The 14191-nt window shown below is 72.5% G+C and carries 12 protein-coding genes; 9 read left to right on the top strand and 3 right to left on the bottom strand.

The window, feature by feature from the left end; all coding sequences use genetic code 11:
* Nucleotides 1-57 precede the first annotated feature (57 nt).
* From smc to BMW85_RS07100, 4 genes are all read left to right on the top strand, one after another.
* Nucleotides 58-3744 carry a chromosome segregation protein SMC gene (gene smc, locus BMW85_RS07115; RefSeq protein ID WP_091078372.1) on the top strand — a complete coding sequence of 1229 codons (3687 nt, stop codon included), beginning with the start codon at nt 58-60 and terminating at the stop codon, nt 3742-3744.
* 53 nt (nt 3745-3797) lie between these two features.
* Nucleotides 3798-4973: a signal recognition particle-docking protein FtsY gene (gene ftsY, locus BMW85_RS07110; RefSeq protein ID WP_091078370.1), complete on the top strand. Its 1176-nt coding sequence runs from the start codon at nt 3798-3800 to the stop codon at nt 4971-4973.
* 267 nt (nt 4974-5240) lie between these two features.
* Nucleotides 5241-6917, top strand: a complete 1677-nt coding sequence (locus BMW85_RS07105) for a tetratricopeptide repeat protein (RefSeq protein WP_091078368.1) — start codon at nt 5241-5243, stop codon at nt 6915-6917.
* A 30-nt stretch (nt 6918-6947) separates the two neighbouring features.
* Nucleotides 6948-7832, top strand: a complete 885-nt coding sequence (locus BMW85_RS07100) for a DUF72 domain-containing protein (RefSeq protein WP_091078366.1) — start codon at nt 6948-6950, stop codon at nt 7830-7832.
* Between the two features lie 6 nt (nt 7833-7838).
* Here the strand turns inward: BMW85_RS07100 and BMW85_RS07095 are convergent, their stop codons facing one another.
* Nucleotides 7839-8912 carry a PLP-dependent cysteine synthase family protein gene (locus BMW85_RS07095; protein WP_091078364.1) on the bottom strand — a complete coding sequence of 358 codons (1074 nt, stop codon included), beginning with the start codon at nt 8910-8912 and terminating at the stop codon, nt 7839-7841.
* 251 nt (nt 8913-9163) lie between these two features.
* Here BMW85_RS07095 and BMW85_RS07090 point away from each other — a divergent pair, with 251 nt between their 5' ends.
* Complete coding sequence (locus tag BMW85_RS07090) at nt 9164-9748, top strand: sigma-70 family RNA polymerase sigma factor (RefSeq protein WP_091078957.1); 585 nt, start codon at nt 9164-9166, stop codon at nt 9746-9748.
* Between the two features lie 18 nt (nt 9749-9766).
* Here the strand turns inward: BMW85_RS07090 and BMW85_RS07085 are convergent, their stop codons facing one another.
* On the bottom strand, nt 9767-10711 hold the full coding sequence (locus BMW85_RS07085) for a sensor histidine kinase (protein ID WP_177240528.1): 945 nt from the start codon (nt 10709-10711) through the stop codon (nt 9767-9769).
* A 28-nt stretch (nt 10712-10739) separates the two neighbouring features.
* Nucleotides 10740-11582 (bottom strand): EamA family transporter, encoded by an 843-nt coding sequence (locus BMW85_RS07080; protein WP_091078360.1) that lies wholly within the window; start codon nt 11580-11582, stop codon nt 10740-10742.
* Nucleotides 11583-11677: 95 nt separating this feature from the next.
* On the opposite strand from BMW85_RS07080, the gene BMW85_RS07075 reads away from it, so the two are divergent.
* The 4 genes from BMW85_RS07075 (at nt 11678) to BMW85_RS07060 (ending at nt 14165) form a co-directional block, all read left to right on the top strand.
* Nucleotides 11678-12253 (top strand): helix-turn-helix domain-containing protein, encoded by a 576-nt coding sequence (locus BMW85_RS07075; RefSeq protein ID WP_091078357.1) that lies wholly within the window; start codon nt 11678-11680, stop codon nt 12251-12253.
* 80 nt (nt 12254-12333) lie between these two features.
* The gene (locus tag BMW85_RS07070) at nt 12334-12639 is read left to right on the top strand and encodes a hypothetical protein (protein WP_091078355.1); all 306 of its coding nucleotides are present in this window, start codon (nt 12334-12336) and stop codon (nt 12637-12639) included.
* A gap of 35 nt (nt 12640-12674) precedes the next feature.
* Nucleotides 12675-13472: a polysaccharide deacetylase family protein gene (locus BMW85_RS07065; RefSeq protein ID WP_091078353.1), complete on the top strand. Its 798-nt coding sequence runs from the start codon at nt 12675-12677 to the stop codon at nt 13470-13472.
* Between the two features lie 42 nt (nt 13473-13514).
* Nucleotides 13515-14165, top strand: a complete 651-nt coding sequence (locus BMW85_RS07060; protein ID WP_091078351.1) for a DUF2461 domain-containing protein — start codon at nt 13515-13517, stop codon at nt 14163-14165.
* The last annotated feature ends 26 nt before the right edge of the window (nt 14166-14191 follow it).

Raw genomic sequence — 14191 nt, 5'->3', positions numbered from 1 at the left:
GTGGCCGGGACCAGTAGGCTTTTCCGAAGGTCCGGGTCAGGGAGAAGGGGGTCGCGCTTGTATCTGAAGACCCTCACCCTGCGCGGATTCAAGTCCTTCGCCTCCGCCACCGCCCTGCGGTTCGAGCCGGGCATCACCTGCGTGGTCGGCCCCAACGGCTCAGGCAAGTCCAACGTCGTGGACGCCCTCGCCTGGGTCATGGGCGAGCACAGCGCCAAGTCGCTGCGCGGCGGCAAGATGGAGGACGTCATCTTCGCCGGCACCTCCTCCCGGCCCCCGCTCGGCCGCGCCGAGGTCACGCTGACCATCGACAACAGCGACGGCGCCCTGCCGATCGACTACACCGAGGTCACCATCAGCCGGCTGATGTTCCGGTCCGGGCAGAGCGAATACGCGATCAACGGCGACACCTGCCGCCTCCTCGACATCCAGGAGCTGCTGTCCGACTCGGGCATCGGCCGCGAGATGCACGTCATCGTCGGCCAGGGCCAGCTCGACGCCGTGCTGCACGCGGGCCCCGAGGACCGCAGGGCCTTCATCGAAGAGGCCGCCGGCGTGCTCAAGCACCGCAAGCGCAAGGAGAAGGCGCTGCGCAAGCTGGACGCCATGCAGGCCAACCTGACCCGCGTCCAGGACCTCGCGACCGAGCTGCGCCGCCAGCTCAAGCCACTCGGCAGGCAGGCCGAGATCGCCCGCAAGGCCGCCGTCATCCAGGCCGACCTGCGCGACGCCCGGCTGCGGCTGCTCGCCGACGACGTCGGCACGCTGCGCGCCACCCTGGAGCGCGAGGCCGCCGACGAGGCCGCGATCATGGCCAGGCGGGCCCAGGTCGAGGCCGAGCTGTCGGAGGCCCAGCAGCGGGAGGCCGCGCTGGAGGCCGCCGAGGCCGAGGCCCAGCCCCGGCTGGCGGCCGCCCAGGAGACCTACTTCCGGCTGTCCTCGCTCCGCGAGCGCACCACCGGCCTGGAGCAGCTCGCCGCCGAGCGGCACCGCCACGCGCTCGACGCCGCCTCCATCGAGCGCCGCGGCCGTGACCCGGAAGACCTCGAACGCGAGGCGGCCGAGGCACGCGAGCGCGAGCTCGTGCTCAGGGCCGAGCTGGAGCAGGCGCGCGAGCTGCTGGAGGAGGCCGTCCAGGCGCGGGCGGGGCACGAGGCCGAGCTGAGCGCCGAGGAGCGGCGGCTCGCGCTGGCCGCCCGGGCCGCCGCCGACCGCCGCGAGGGCCTGGCCAGACTGCGCGGCCAGGTCGACTCCGTACGCAGCAGGGCCCGCGCCGCCGAGGAGGAGATCGGCCGGCTCCAGCAGGCCGTGGCCGAGGCCACCGAGCGCGCCGGGCAGGCCGGCGAGGACCTGGAGACCCAGCGGCTGGAGGAGCCCGCGGTCGATCCCGCGCTGGCCGAGGAGCTGGCCACGGCGCAGGCCCTGGTCGAGGAGGCCCGCGCGGTCGCCGACGCGGCCAGGGTGGCGGCCGAGGAGGCCAAGGCCGCGCTCGACGGGCCGCGTTCCGGGCTGCAGGCCGCCCGTTCCGCGGTCGCCACCGCGCGCTCCGCCGACCAGGAGGCGCAGCGGTCGGTGGCCGCGCTGGCCGCCCGCCGCGACGCCCTGGAGATGGGCCTGGCGAGGGGCGACGGCGGGGCCGCGCTGCTGGAGGCCGACCTCGCCGGGGTGCTCGGGCCGCTGGCCGCCGCCCTGCAGGTCACGCCGGGCGCCGAGGCGGCGGTCGCCGCCGTGCTCGGCCCGGTCGCCGAGGCGATCGCCGTCAAGACCATCGACACCGCCGTGGACGCGCTCGCCCTGCTGCGCGAGCACGACTCCGGCCAGGCCACGCTGCTGGTGGCCCGCCCAGGCGGCCCTTCCGGGGCCGGCGGGGTGCGCGGGGCCGCGCCCGTGGGGGCGCGGTGGGCCGCCGACCTGGTCACCGTCCCCGACCATCTGCGGCCGGCGCTCGACCACGTGCTCGACGGCGTCGCCGTGGTGGCCGACCTGGAGGCGGCGCGGGAGCTGGTCGAGCTGCACCCGCGGCTCAGGGCCGTCACCATGGCCGGAGACGTCGTGGGCGCGCGGGTGGCGAGCGGCGGAGCCGCGGGCGGGCAGTCCGTGCTCCAGGTCCGCGCCGCGTTCGACGAGGCCGTCAGAGACCTGGAGGAGGCCGGGGCGCGGGCGGAGGAGACCGCGGCGGCGCTGGACGAGGCGATCGCCGGGGAGCAGCGCGCGCAGGCCGCGCTGGAGGCCGCCCAGGCCGGGGTCAACGAGGCCCAGACCGCCGTCACCACCGCCCAGTCCGGCGTGAGCGCCGCCCAGGGCGCGCTCGACCAGGTCAGGAGCCGCCAGCGGGAGGCCGACCAGCGCACGGCCGCCGCCGCCCGGCGGCTCGCCCAGCTCGAGGCCGCCGCCAACGCGGCCCGCGCCGAGGCCGAGCGCCTGAGCGCGAGCGTGACCAAGGCCGAGGAGGCCCGCGCCGAGGGCCTGGAGGAGCTGGCCGAGCTGGAGATCCGCCTGGCCGAGGCCGAATACGCCCAGGAGCTGGAGTCCGAGCCCACCACCGACCTGCGCGACGAGCTGGCCGCCTCCTGCGAGGTCGCCCGGCAGCGCGAGATGGACACCCGCCTCCAGGTCCGCACGGCCGAGGAGCGCGTCAAGGGCGTCGAGGGCCGCGCCGACGGCCTGCTGCGGGCCGCCCGCCGCGAACGCGAGGAGCGGGCCCAGGCGGCCGCCCAGCGGGCCAGGCGGCGGCGTCAGGCGGCGCTGGCCGAGGCCGTGAGCAAGGGCGCCCAGCGGGTGCTGGCGGCCCTCGCCGAGTCGGTGGCGCTGGCCTCCAGGGAGCGAGACGAGGCCGACCTCGCCCGCGTCGCGATCGACGCCGAGCTCAAGCAGGTGCGCCTGCGGGTGCGCGAGCTCGGCCAGGAGCTCGACAAGCTGGTCAACCGCGTGCACGGCAGCGAGGTCGCGCGCACCGAGCAGCGGCTGCGGCTGGAGCAGATGGAGCAGCGGGCGCTGGAGGAGTTCGGCGTCGAGGTCGAGTCGCTGCTCGCCGAGTACGGTCCCGACGCCCCGGTCCCCGGCGACCCGCCCGTCCCCTACGTACGCGAGGAGCAGGAGAAGCGGGCGCGGGCCGCCGAGCGGCAGATGAACCAGCTCGGCAAGGTCAACCCCCTCGCGCTGGAGGAGTTCGCGGCGCTGGAGGAGCGGCACGCGTTCCTGACCTCGCAGCTCGAGGACCTGAAGAAGACCCGGCGCGACCTGCTGACCGTGGTCAAGGAGGTCGACGACCGGGTGGAGCAGATGTTCGCCTCCGCCTACGAGGACGTCGCCCGCGAGTTCGAGCAGATCTTCACCCGCGTCTTCCCTGGCGGCGAGGGCCGGCTGGTGCTCACGGAGCCGGACGACATGCTGACCACCGGCATCGAGGTCGAGGCCCGCCCGCCGGGCAAGAAGGTCAAGCGGCTGTCGCTGCTGTCCGGCGGTGAGCGCTCACTCACGGCGGTGGCGTTCCTGATCTCGATCTTCAAGGCGCGGCCGTCGCCGTTCTACGTGATGGACGAGGTCGAGGCGGCCCTCGACGACACCAACACGCAGCGGCTGCTGACGCTCTTCGAGGAGCTGCGGCAGAGCTCGCAGCTGATCGTCATCACGCACAACAAGCGCACGATGGAGATCGCCGACGCTCTCTACGGCGTGTCGATGCGCGGCGACGGGGTGACGCAGGTCGTCAGTCAGCGGCTCAGAGAGCGCGAGTCGGCCTGAACGGTGTGGCCTTGGGCGTGACCATGACAGTCGATCTGGAAAACTGACATCTTGTGGAGAGTTACCTCGGCGTCATCGTGATCGTGGCCGTCGTCGCCCTGCTGGCGGCCGGCGGTCTCTTCCTGCTGCTTCGGCCGCGCCGTAAGGCCCCGCCGGTCAAGCCGCCCGAGACCCTCCCGATCCCGGAGGAGAAGGAGCAGCCGCCCGCGGCGGGTGAGGAGCGCGAGGGTGGCGCGACCACCACGCTGCCGCCGCCGGCCCCGCCCGCGGAGCCGATGGTCGTCGCCCCGCCGACCGAGGTGCCGCCGCCGTCCGCCGGCCGGATGGTCCGGCTGCGCTCGCGGCTGGCCCGTTCGCAGAGCACGCTCGGGCGCGGCCTGCTGGAGCTGCTGTCCCGCGACCGGCTCGACGACGAGGTCTGGGACGAGATCGAGGAGCGCCTCATCACCGCCGACGTCGGCATCGCGCCGACGCAGGTGATCGTGGAGGAGCTGCGCACCCGCGTCAAGGTGCTGGGCAGCCGCACTCCCGCCGAGGTGCGGGCGCTGCTGCGCGAGCAGCTGCTCGCCCAGATCGACCCCAACCTCGACCGCACGCTGCACGTGCAGAAGCACGGCGAACGGCCGGCCGTGGTGCTGGTCGTCGGCGTCAACGGCACCGGCAAGACCACCACCACGGGCAAGCTCGCGCGGGTGCTGGTGGGCGACGGCAAGAAGGTCATGCTCGGCGCCGCCGACACCTTCCGGGCCGCCGCGGCCGACCAGCTCCAGACGTGGGGCGAGCGCGTGGGCGCCGACACCGTACGCGGGCCCGAGGGCGCCGACCCGGCCTCGGTGGCCTTCGACGCGGTCGCCAAGGGCATGGAGGAGCACGTCGACACGGTCATCGTCGACACCGCCGGCCGCCTGCACACCAAGACCGGCCTGATGGACGAGCTGGGCAAGGTCAAGCGGGTCATCGAGAAGAAGGCCACGGTCGACGAGGTGCTGCTCGTCCTCGACGCGACCACCGGGCAGAACGGCATGCGCCAGGCCCAGGTGTTCGCCGAGGTCGTCAACATCACCGGCATCGCGCTGACCAAGCTCGACGGCACCGCCAAGGGCGGCATCGTGATCTCGGTGCAGCGGGAGCTGGGCGTTCCGGTCAAGCTCGTCGGCCTCGGCGAGGGCCCCGACGACCTGGCGCCGTTCGACGCGGAGGTCTTCGTGGACGCGATTCTGGGTGAATGATCCATTACGGACAGGACCTATCGATTCACGTAAGGGCCCTTACCAGAAGATGCCTTGATGGGTGAGTTTTGCATGTGCTGACATGTACCGGTCATCAATGATCCTCTGGTCATGAGCACGTGAAAGGGCGCCACCATGAAGAAGATCGTCGTTCACCGGCCAGGAACCGTGAAGGTCACCGCCGCGGCCGCGCCGAGGCACATGTCCTGAGCCGACCGCGCCGGCGCCTCCCCGCACAGAGGCGCCGGCCGCACCGGAAGAGGTCGCGTGAACACGATCGTCATCGATGCGGACCGCCGGGGCGGGGGTCCGTACACCTTCGCCGCCGCGCTCCTCGGCCGCCTCGTCCCCGAGGCGCTGGAGAGCGGGTCCGGCCTGCCCGCCGCGTACGACATCGAGATCAGGACGGCGGCGCCCGCCCTGCGGCCCCTGGTGCCGGCCCGCAGGCGCTCGCTGGCCGACGCGCTGCCCCGGTCCCAGCGGGTGCTGGTCCCCGGGGCGCGGCGTACGCTCAGGCTGGCCAACGGGCTCGCCGAGTTCGTCCGCGACCACCTGGCCAGGACGGGTCCGCTCGCGGTCACCGTCACGAACCTGGCCGAGGCCGACCCCACCGACGTCGAGCTGGTCGCGGTGCTGCGCCGCCGGCTCGACCCCGCGCTGCTGCGCGTCGAGGAGGGCCCGTCCGCGCCGTCGGCGGGGCCGCTGCCCGAGGACTTCGGCCGCTACCGCGACGAGGGCTTCCACCACGCCATGGCGGAGTCGGGGCTGGCGAGGCTGCGCGCGACATCGTACGAGGACGACCCGGGAGGCTGGGAGCGGCTGCTGCAACAGGTCGCCGGCGCCCTGGAGGCCGTCGAACGCGAGGACGAGGCCCGCGCCCTCTACGACGAGGCCCGCCGCCGGGTCACCGATCCGAGACACCGCGCCACGATGGCCTACGCCACGGCCATGATCCTCGTCCGGCACCACGACCCGGCCCGGCGCGACCCTGAGGAGGCGCTGGCCTGGGTCAACGAGGCCGTCACCATCACCTCCCTGCTGCCCGACCCCCGCGAGCGCGCCTTCCACCTGGGCTTCGACCTCAACGGCAAGGCCCTCGTCGAGGTGCGCAGGGGCCGCGCGGAGGCCGCCATGGAGCTCGTCCAGCAGGCACTCGACCTGGCCGAGACCGACCTCGCCGGCGAGCACCCGATCCACCGGCTCGTGCTGTACGCCAACCGCGCCCAGCTCCTCGCCATGACGGGCCGGCCGGAGGAGGCGCTGGCCGACTACGGGCGGGCGATCGCCGCCGACCCCGGCTACCCCGACTACTACCTCGACCGGGGCAACCTGCTGCACAGGCTCGGCCGCCCGGCGGAGGCGCTGGCCGACTACGAGGCCGTCATACGGCTCAGCCCGCCCTTCCCCGAGGCGTACTACAACCGCTCCGAGCTGCGCTACGCGGCGGGCGATCTGGCGGGGGCCCGCGCCGACCTGGACCACACGCTGGAGCTGGACCCCGCCTTCGCCCCCGCCTACGTCAACCGGGCCGGGATCCACGCGGCGACCGGCGCGTACGCGCTGGCCAGGAAGGACGCGCAGGCCGGGCTGGCGGCGGCGCCGCGCGACCCGCACCTGTTGTGCGTGCTCGGCCAGGTCGAGCAGGCCGAGGGCCACCCCCGGGAGGCGCGGGCCGCCTACGACCGGGCGCTGGAGCTGGACCCGCGCCTGGTGGCGGCGTGGGCCGGCCGCGCCGAGCTGGCCCACGAGCGCGGCGACCACGAGGGCGCCCTGGCCGACCTGGGCCGCGCGCTCGCCGTGGAGGAGAGCGCGGAGCTGCTGTTCAACAGGTCGGTGGTGTTCCGGGCGGCGGGCCTGCCCGACCGGGCGCGGCGGGATCTGCTGCGCGCCGCCGACCTGGCCCCGGGCGACGAGGACGTGGGGCGCGCGCTGGCCGAGGTGTGATCAGGCGTCCGCGCGGGGTACGTGGCGGCGATGGGCAAGATCCTCGTCGGCACCGCGTCGTGGACGGACAAGTCGCTGCTCGCCTCCGGCTGGTATCCGCCGGAGGCGAGCACCCCTGAGGCCAGGCTGGCCCACTACGCGAGCCGCTTCCCCCTCGTCGAGGTGGACGCCACCTACTACCACCCGCCGGCGCGGCGCACCGCCGAGCTGTGGCGCGAGCGCACGCCGGACGATTTCACCTTCAACGTCAAGGCGTTCTCCCTGCTCACCCAGCACCCGACCCGGCCGGACGCGCTGCACAAGGACTTACGCACGGCGCTCGGCGAGCGCCCCAAGCGCACCCTCTACCAGCGCGACCTGCCGCCGGAGGTGGTCGAGGAGGTGTGGGACCGGTTCCTGAGCGCGCTCGTGCCGCTGCACGAGGCGGGGCGGCTGGGCGCCCTGCTGTTCCAGTTCCCGCCGTGGTTCCCGCCGGGCGAGAGCAACCGCCGTTATCTCCTGCGCTGCCGCGACCGGTGCCGGCCGATGCGGATCTGCGTCGAGTTCAGGAACGCCGCCTGGATGGACGACGCGCACCGGGCGGACACGCTCGACTTCCTCGCCGCGCACGACCTGCCGTACGTGTGCGTGGACATGCCTCAGGGGCACCCGTCGTCCGTGCCGCCCGTGCTCGCCGCCACCTCGGACCTCGCCGTCGTCCGCCTGCACGGCCACTCGGAGAAGTGGGCGAGCAAGGTGATCGAGGAGCGGTTCGGCTACCTGTACGGCGAGGACGAGCTGCGCGACTGGGCGGAGCGCATCGCCCGGCTGTCGGATCGGGCGGCGGTGACGCACGTGCTCACCAACAACTGCTGCGGCGACAACTCCCAGCGCAACGCCGCCCGCCTGGCGGAGCTGCTGGACGCGGCCCGCTGAGCGGCGCTACTGGTCCAGCCAGGCGCGCAGCTCGCCGAGGTGCGGCTCGATGTCGAGCGACTGCGCGGCCAGCCATGCGGGGTTGCCGTAGGTGCCCTTGTAGCGGTCGCCGCTGTCGCAGACGAGCGTGACGACGCTGCCGCGCTCGCCCGCCTGGCGCATCTCGTCCACGAGCTGCACGCAGGCGGCCAGGTTGGTGCCCGTGGAGCCGCCGACGTCGAGTCCGGTGACCTCGCGGGTCCAGTGCATGGCGGCGATGGAGCGGGCGTCGGGCACCGCGATCATGCGGTCGATGACCGACGGCTGGAACGACGGCTCGACGCGTGGCCGGCCGATGCCCTCGATGCGCGAGCCGGGCGCGGTGAGCGTGGCGTCGCCGGTGGTCCAGCTCGGGTAGAAGGCCGAGCCCTCCGGGTCCACCACGGCGAGGCGCGTGGGGTGGCGGCGGTAGCGGATGTAGCGGCCGATAGTGGAGGACGTGCCGCCGGTGCCCGCCCCGACGACGATCCATGCCGGCTCTGGGTGCGGCTCCATCGCCATCTGGGAGTAGATGGACTCGGCGATGTTGTTGTTGCCCCGCCAGTCGGTGGCGCGTTCGGCGTAGGTGAACTGGTCCATGAAATGGCCGCCCGTCTCGGCGGCCAGGCGGTGAGATTCGTCATAGATCGTGGCGGGGTCGCGCACCAGATGACATTTGCCGCCGTAGAACTCGATGAGGTGGATCTTCTCGGGCGAGGTGGAGGCGGGCATCACCGCGATGAAGGGCAGGCCGAGCAGCCTGGCGAAATAGGCCTCGCTCACCGCCGTGGAGCCGCTGGAGGCCTCCACGATGGTGGTGGCGGGCCCGATCCAGCCGTTGGCCAGACCGTAGAGGAACAGTGAGCGAGCGAGTCGGTGTTTGAGTGAACCAGTCGGGTGCACCGACTCGTCTTTCAAGTAGAGGTTTACTCCCCAGTGCGAGGGCAGCGGAAAGACGTGAAGGTGTGTGTCGCAACTCCGGTTGGCATCGGCCTCCACCTTGAGTATGGCCTCCGCCACCCAGCGGCGCGTACGCGAGTCGTGACGGTCTACGAAAATCATGCTCTTACGCTATCCCCTGTGATGCTGGCCACTATTACTGCGGAATTGGGTGGGTAGTGTTATGATAACGAGACTTGTCCGGCCGTGGACGTGATGATGCACGCCGCGAGCAGATGGACGGAAACCCCTTCTGACCTTGGCGGACTCTCGCTAACGCGTCCCTTAGCAGGGACTTGCCATGATGAGGACGTCGGCAGACGGCCTTTGCCGAGACGGGGGACAGCGCAAGGGGGAATGAAATTTTGATCACCATGACCGATGAGCAGCGCCAGGATTGGTTCGAGCGCGATGTCGTGCCCGTGACGTCGCAGCTTTTCGCGTCCGCCATGCGCTTGACCCGGAACGCCGCCGACGCGGAGGACCTCGTCCAGGAGACGGTGGCCAAGGCCTACACGTCCTATCACCAGTTCCGTGAGGGCACCAACCTCAAGGCGTGGCTGCACCGCATCCTGACGAACAACTTCATCAACGACTACCGCAAGAAGCAGCGTTCGCCGAAGCTGTCCGCGGCCGAGGAGATCGAGGACTGGCAGCTCCACGCCGCCGAGTCGCACAGCTCGACGGGTCTTCGCTCGGCCGAGACCGAGGCGCTCGACCGGCTGCCCGACAGTGTCGTGATGAACGCGCTCCGTTCCCTGCCTGAGGACTTCCGGGTGGCCGTCTACCTGGCCGACGTGGAGGGGTTCCCCTACAAGGAGATCGCCGAGCGGATGGGCACGCCCATCGGCACCGTCATGTCCCGTCTGCACCGGGGCCGCCGCCAGCTCCGCGGCATGCTGGAGGACTACGCCCGCGAGGAGGGCGCCGTACGCGTCCCCAGCCCGCGCGCGGCCTGAGCGGGAACGTCACGCACCTCACGCACCCAGAGACAGATGAAGGCGGACGCGAAGCACGCCGCCTTCCGCGCGCAGCTCCACCAGGTCGCAGAGCTGCCTGCTGATCCAGAGCCCGTATCCCCTGGGGGACTCGGGCTCGGGTGGTATGTAGCCGGGTAAGGGGTCGTCCAGGGCTCCGCCGGGGTCGGCGATCTCACAGATCAGCTCACCGCCGGCGTGCCACATCGTGATCGTGCCGAACCCGGCGCCGTGCTCCACGCTGTTCGCGGCGATCTCCGAGACGCTGATGACCAGCGACGTCACCAGATCGCGGGCCATCCCGGCGGTCCTCGCCCAGTCGCCGACGCTGTGGCGCAGCCGTCTCAGCTCGCGGGCCGTGAAGCGGATCGTCACCGCGCCGGGTCCCGGCGCGGGCAGCGGCGCGCGGTCGCCGCTCAGCACCAGCTCTCCCGGCGGGACGAAACCGGCGCTCGGCGTCTCGCCCGCCGCGTCTAGCAGCAGCGGATGGCTGACCCCGTGGTACGCCAGCGCGTCCGGGGGCGCCCGGCGCAGGTCGTACATGCAGAACAGGAGCGCCGCGTACGGGGCGAGCGCCGCGTTGAGCACCGACTCGTGGCGGATCAGCTCGCGGACCTCGCGGTCGTTCCTGCCCTCCCAGGCCGGCTCGCCGACGACGAGCGTGCGCCGGCCCCGGGTGTAGTCGTGCAGGGCGGCCAGGGTGCGGTAGGGGTGTGCGTACCAGGAGGCCGCCACCCGCCGGTCGACGTGGCCTGCGTCGCGGCCCAGGGCGTCGGTCAGCCGGTCCAGGTTGTCCGGGCAGGTGATCACCAGGACGCGCCGGCCCTCGGTAAGCGCGATCCGTACGCGTGGCACCACGAGCCGGACAAAGGCGTCATCAGAGTCGTACGGCACGCCGACGTGCCTCAGACCCTCGCCATTGATCCGTGCCCGGTCGGGCCGCACGGGCGAAACGTAACAAGCGCGCCCGGGGCTACGCAACGGCTATCAGGGCCACCGCGCCGAGCGCGCATGCCACGCCCGTCACCTGGATGCCGTTCAGCCGCTCCCCGAGCACGCGCCTCGCCAGCAGCAGCGTGCTGGCCGGGTAGAGCGAGACGAGCACGGCCACGAGGCTGAGCAGTCCCTGCCGCTGCGCCAGCAGGTAGAGGACGTTGGCCACCATGTCCAGGACGCCCGCCGCCACGATCACGCGCAGCGCCCCCACGCCGTCCCGGGGCCGCAGCGCGCGTCCGGTGGCGAGCGCCACCAGCGTCACCGCCGTCACCGACGACAGGCGCGCCCCGACCAGCGGCCACAGCCCGGCGTCCGCGGGGGCCATGGCGAGCAGGATGAAGAACCCGCCGAACCCGGCCCCGGCCAGCAGCGCGGTCGCGAGCCCTGCGGAGGGGACCTTTTCTCCTCCGGCCGAGCGGTCCTGGCTGACCAGCAGCACCGAGCCGAGCGCCAGCACCACGCCCACCAGTGCCCAGAACGCCGGCCGCTCGCCGGTCGCCAGCCCGAACAGCACCGGCAGCGCCGCCGAGGTCACCGCCGTGGTCGGCGCGACCACGGACATCACGCCCGTGGCGAGCGCCCGGTAGAACAGCGCCAGCCCGGCCGCGCCCGACAGCCCGGCGGCCAGGCCCCACAGCAGTGCCGGCCCGCCGGCCGTGCCCGGTAGCACCGGCAGCAGGACGAGGACCAGCGCCAGCCCGGCGAGCTGCGAGAGCGCGACGACCGCGAGGACCTGGGTGCGCCGGGTGGCCAGGCCGCCGAAGAAGTCGGCGGTGCCGTACACCACCGCGCAGGCGGTCGCCAGGATCACCGCGGTCATTCGTCAGCTCCTTTTCGGAAGTCCAATATGTTGCCCATCCAGTACAACACAGTGAGTGCAGTGGGTTGTCCCTGAATATCACTACACTGCACTGCATGGAAGACCCCGAGCTCATGAACCAGGCCATCGCCAGCAACGTCCGCTACCTGCGCTCCCACCGCGGGCTCACGCTGGACCAGCTCGCCGCCCGGTCGGGCGTGAGCCGGGGCATGCTCGTCCAGGTCGAGCAGGGCCGGACGAACCCCAGCGTGTCCACGCTCACCAGGATCGCCTCCGCCCTCGGCGTGACCGTGGCCCGGCTGGTCGAGGTCGGCGACGTGCCCCTGGTGCGCATCGTCGACAAGTCCGACGTGGTCACCTTCACCCAGGACGGGGTGCGGGCCAGGCTGCTCGTCGGCGCCGACTCGCCGATGATCCTGGAGCTCTGGGACTGGCGCATCGCCCCCGGCGACCACCACGACGGTGACGCCCATCCGCCCGGCACCCGCGAGATGGTGACCGTCCTGGAGGGCGAGCTGACCCTCACCGTGTACGGCAAGAGCCACGTCGTCGGCAAGGACGACGCCGTGCTGTTCACCGCCGACCGCCCCCACCGCTACGCCAACCAGGGCACCGCTGAGCTGCGCATCGTCATGGTCGTCGCCGAGCCCCGCGAGACGCATGACCAATAACGTCGAACGCCCTGCGGATCACCCGGCGGAGTTTCATGATTACCCCATGTCTAGACGAGCCGCAGGGCAGGAGGTGGCGTATGAGTGAGGCCCGAGCGGCGACCGAGAAGCTGCACGCCGAGCTTCATGGCCGGGGCGTCACCAGCGCGTACGAACTGGGCGACGACGCGACCATCCCCGTGTGGATCGGGCTGGTCGTGCACTATCGAGATGGTTTTTACCGTTGGCAGGAAGGACTGGTAAAACGTCGGCATCTGGGTACGGATCCGGTCGGATGTGCCATACGCGTGGCGCGCCGCTTCCAGGAATTGCAGGCCGATATCCCACTCTGGTGGGACGACCTGGCCAGGGAGCTGCGGGGGACGCCGGCCCGGGACTATCCATGATCTGACCCCCCGCTTGCGGCGCTTCGGGGGGAATCATGCGTGTATGGGCCTTGCCGCTGGCCCTGCTCGCCCTGGTGGCCTGCGTCACCGAGTCGGCGGCGCACCGGCTTGCGGCCAGGCCGCCGGCGATCGTGCCGATGCGGGCGGCCCACGTCGATCCCGACCGGCTCGCCAAGCGGCTGGCGGCCATCCAGCCCGGCTGGCCGCGCACCCGCTCGTTCGACTGCGGGCGGATCAAGTGCGTGGCCCTCACCTTCGACGACGGGCCCGGCGAGCACACCGGCCGGCTGCTCGACATGCTCAGGCGGCGCGGCGTCCTCGCCACCTTCTTCGTGCTCGGCCAGATGGTGGCCGCCGACCACGGCCCGCACCTCGCCCGGCGCATCGTGCACGAGGGCCACGAGATCGGCAACCACTCCTGGAGCCATCCGGCGCTGACCGGGCTGTCCGACGATGGGGTACGCCGCGAGCTGCGGCGCACCTCGGAGCTGGTGCGGCGGCTCACGGGGGTGCGCATGCGGCTCATGCGCCCGCCGTACGGGGCGACCGACCCGCACGTGGCCAGGGAGACCCGCCGCGAGGGCCTGGCGCAGATCCTGTGGAACGTCGACACCCTCGACTGGCGCGACCGCGTCCCCGCGATCGTGGCCCGGCGGGCGGGGAAGGCCAAGGCCGGCTCGATCGTCCTCATGCACGACATCCACGGCACGACCGTCCAGGCCGTGCCCCGGCTGCTGGACACGCTCTCCCGCAGGGGATTCACCTTCGTCACGGTCTCCGAGCTGTACGGCCGCCCGCCCGTGCCCGGCAGGGAGTACACCGAGCGCCGTTGATCGGATTGCCGCCCTGTCGGTGCGGCGTGGCACTCTGGCGGCATGGGTTTCACCGGTTTTCCCGACGAGGCGTTCCTGTTCTACGAGGGTCTTGAGGCCGACAACTCCAAGACCTACTTCGCCGAGCACAGACGCCGCTACGAGGAGGCCGTGCGGGCGCCCATGCTCGCGCTCACCGACGAGCTGGCCGCCGAGTTCGGGCCGGCCCACCTCTTCCGGCCGCACCGCGACGTGCGCTTCGCCAAGGACAAGTCGCCCTACAAGACCCATCAAGGGGCGTTCGTCGAACGCCTGCCCGGCATCGGGCTCTACGTGGAGATCAGCGCGGCGGGCCTGTTCGCGGCCGGCGGCTGCTACACCCAGGCGTCCGACCAGGTCGCCCGCTACCGGGCGGCCGTGGACGAGGACCTGTCGGGCAAGCCGCTCGCGGCCCTCGCCGACGCGCTCGCCGCGGCCGGCTACACCGTGGAGGGCGCGCGGCTGAAGACCCGGCCGCGCGGCTTCGGCGACGACCATCCGCGCATCGGGCTGCTGCGCCACAAGTCCCTGCACGCGGGCATCTGCTTCGACCCCGAGCCCTGGGTTTCCACGGTGGAGTCGCGCGAGCGGGTGGCGGCGGCATGGCGCGACTTCGCGCCGCTGGTCGACTGGCTCTGCACCCATGTGCGAGGCAGCGAACTGCCCCGCAGGTGAGCGTCAGGCGCGCTCGGCGCGGGCTC

It is taken from the genome of Nonomuraea wenchangensis (assembly GCF_900111685.1).
Taxonomy (GTDB): Bacteria; Actinomycetota; Actinomycetes; order Streptosporangiales; family Streptosporangiaceae; genus Nonomuraea; species Nonomuraea wenchangensis.
This window is presented reverse-complemented; position numbering and strand designations above follow the sequence as displayed.

Coding starts and splice junctions, on each gene's coding strand:
- BMW85_RS07100 (WP_091078366.1), top strand. CDS start 6,948: ATGGGCAAGATCCTCGTCGGCACCGCGTCGTGGACGGACAAGTCGCTG.
- BMW85_RS07095 (WP_091078364.1), bottom strand. CDS start 8,912: ATGATTTTCGTAGACCGTCACGACTCGCGTACGCGCCGCTGGGTGGCG.
- BMW85_RS07090 (WP_091078957.1), top strand. CDS start 9,164: ATGACCGATGAGCAGCGCCAGGATTGGTTCGAGCGCGATGTCGTGCCC.
- BMW85_RS07080 (WP_091078360.1), bottom strand. CDS start 11,582: ATGACCGCGGTGATCCTGGCGACCGCCTGCGCGGTGGTGTACGGCACC.
- BMW85_RS07075 (WP_091078357.1), top strand. CDS start 11,678: ATGGAAGACCCCGAGCTCATGAACCAGGCCATCGCCAGCAACGTCCGC.
- BMW85_RS07070 (WP_091078355.1), top strand. CDS start 12,334: ATGAGTGAGGCCCGAGCGGCGACCGAGAAGCTGCACGCCGAGCTTCAT.
- BMW85_RS07065 (WP_091078353.1), top strand. CDS start 12,675: ATGCGTGTATGGGCCTTGCCGCTGGCCCTGCTCGCCCTGGTGGCCTGC.
- BMW85_RS07060 (WP_091078351.1), top strand. CDS start 13,515: ATGGGTTTCACCGGTTTTCCCGACGAGGCGTTCCTGTTCTACGAGGGT.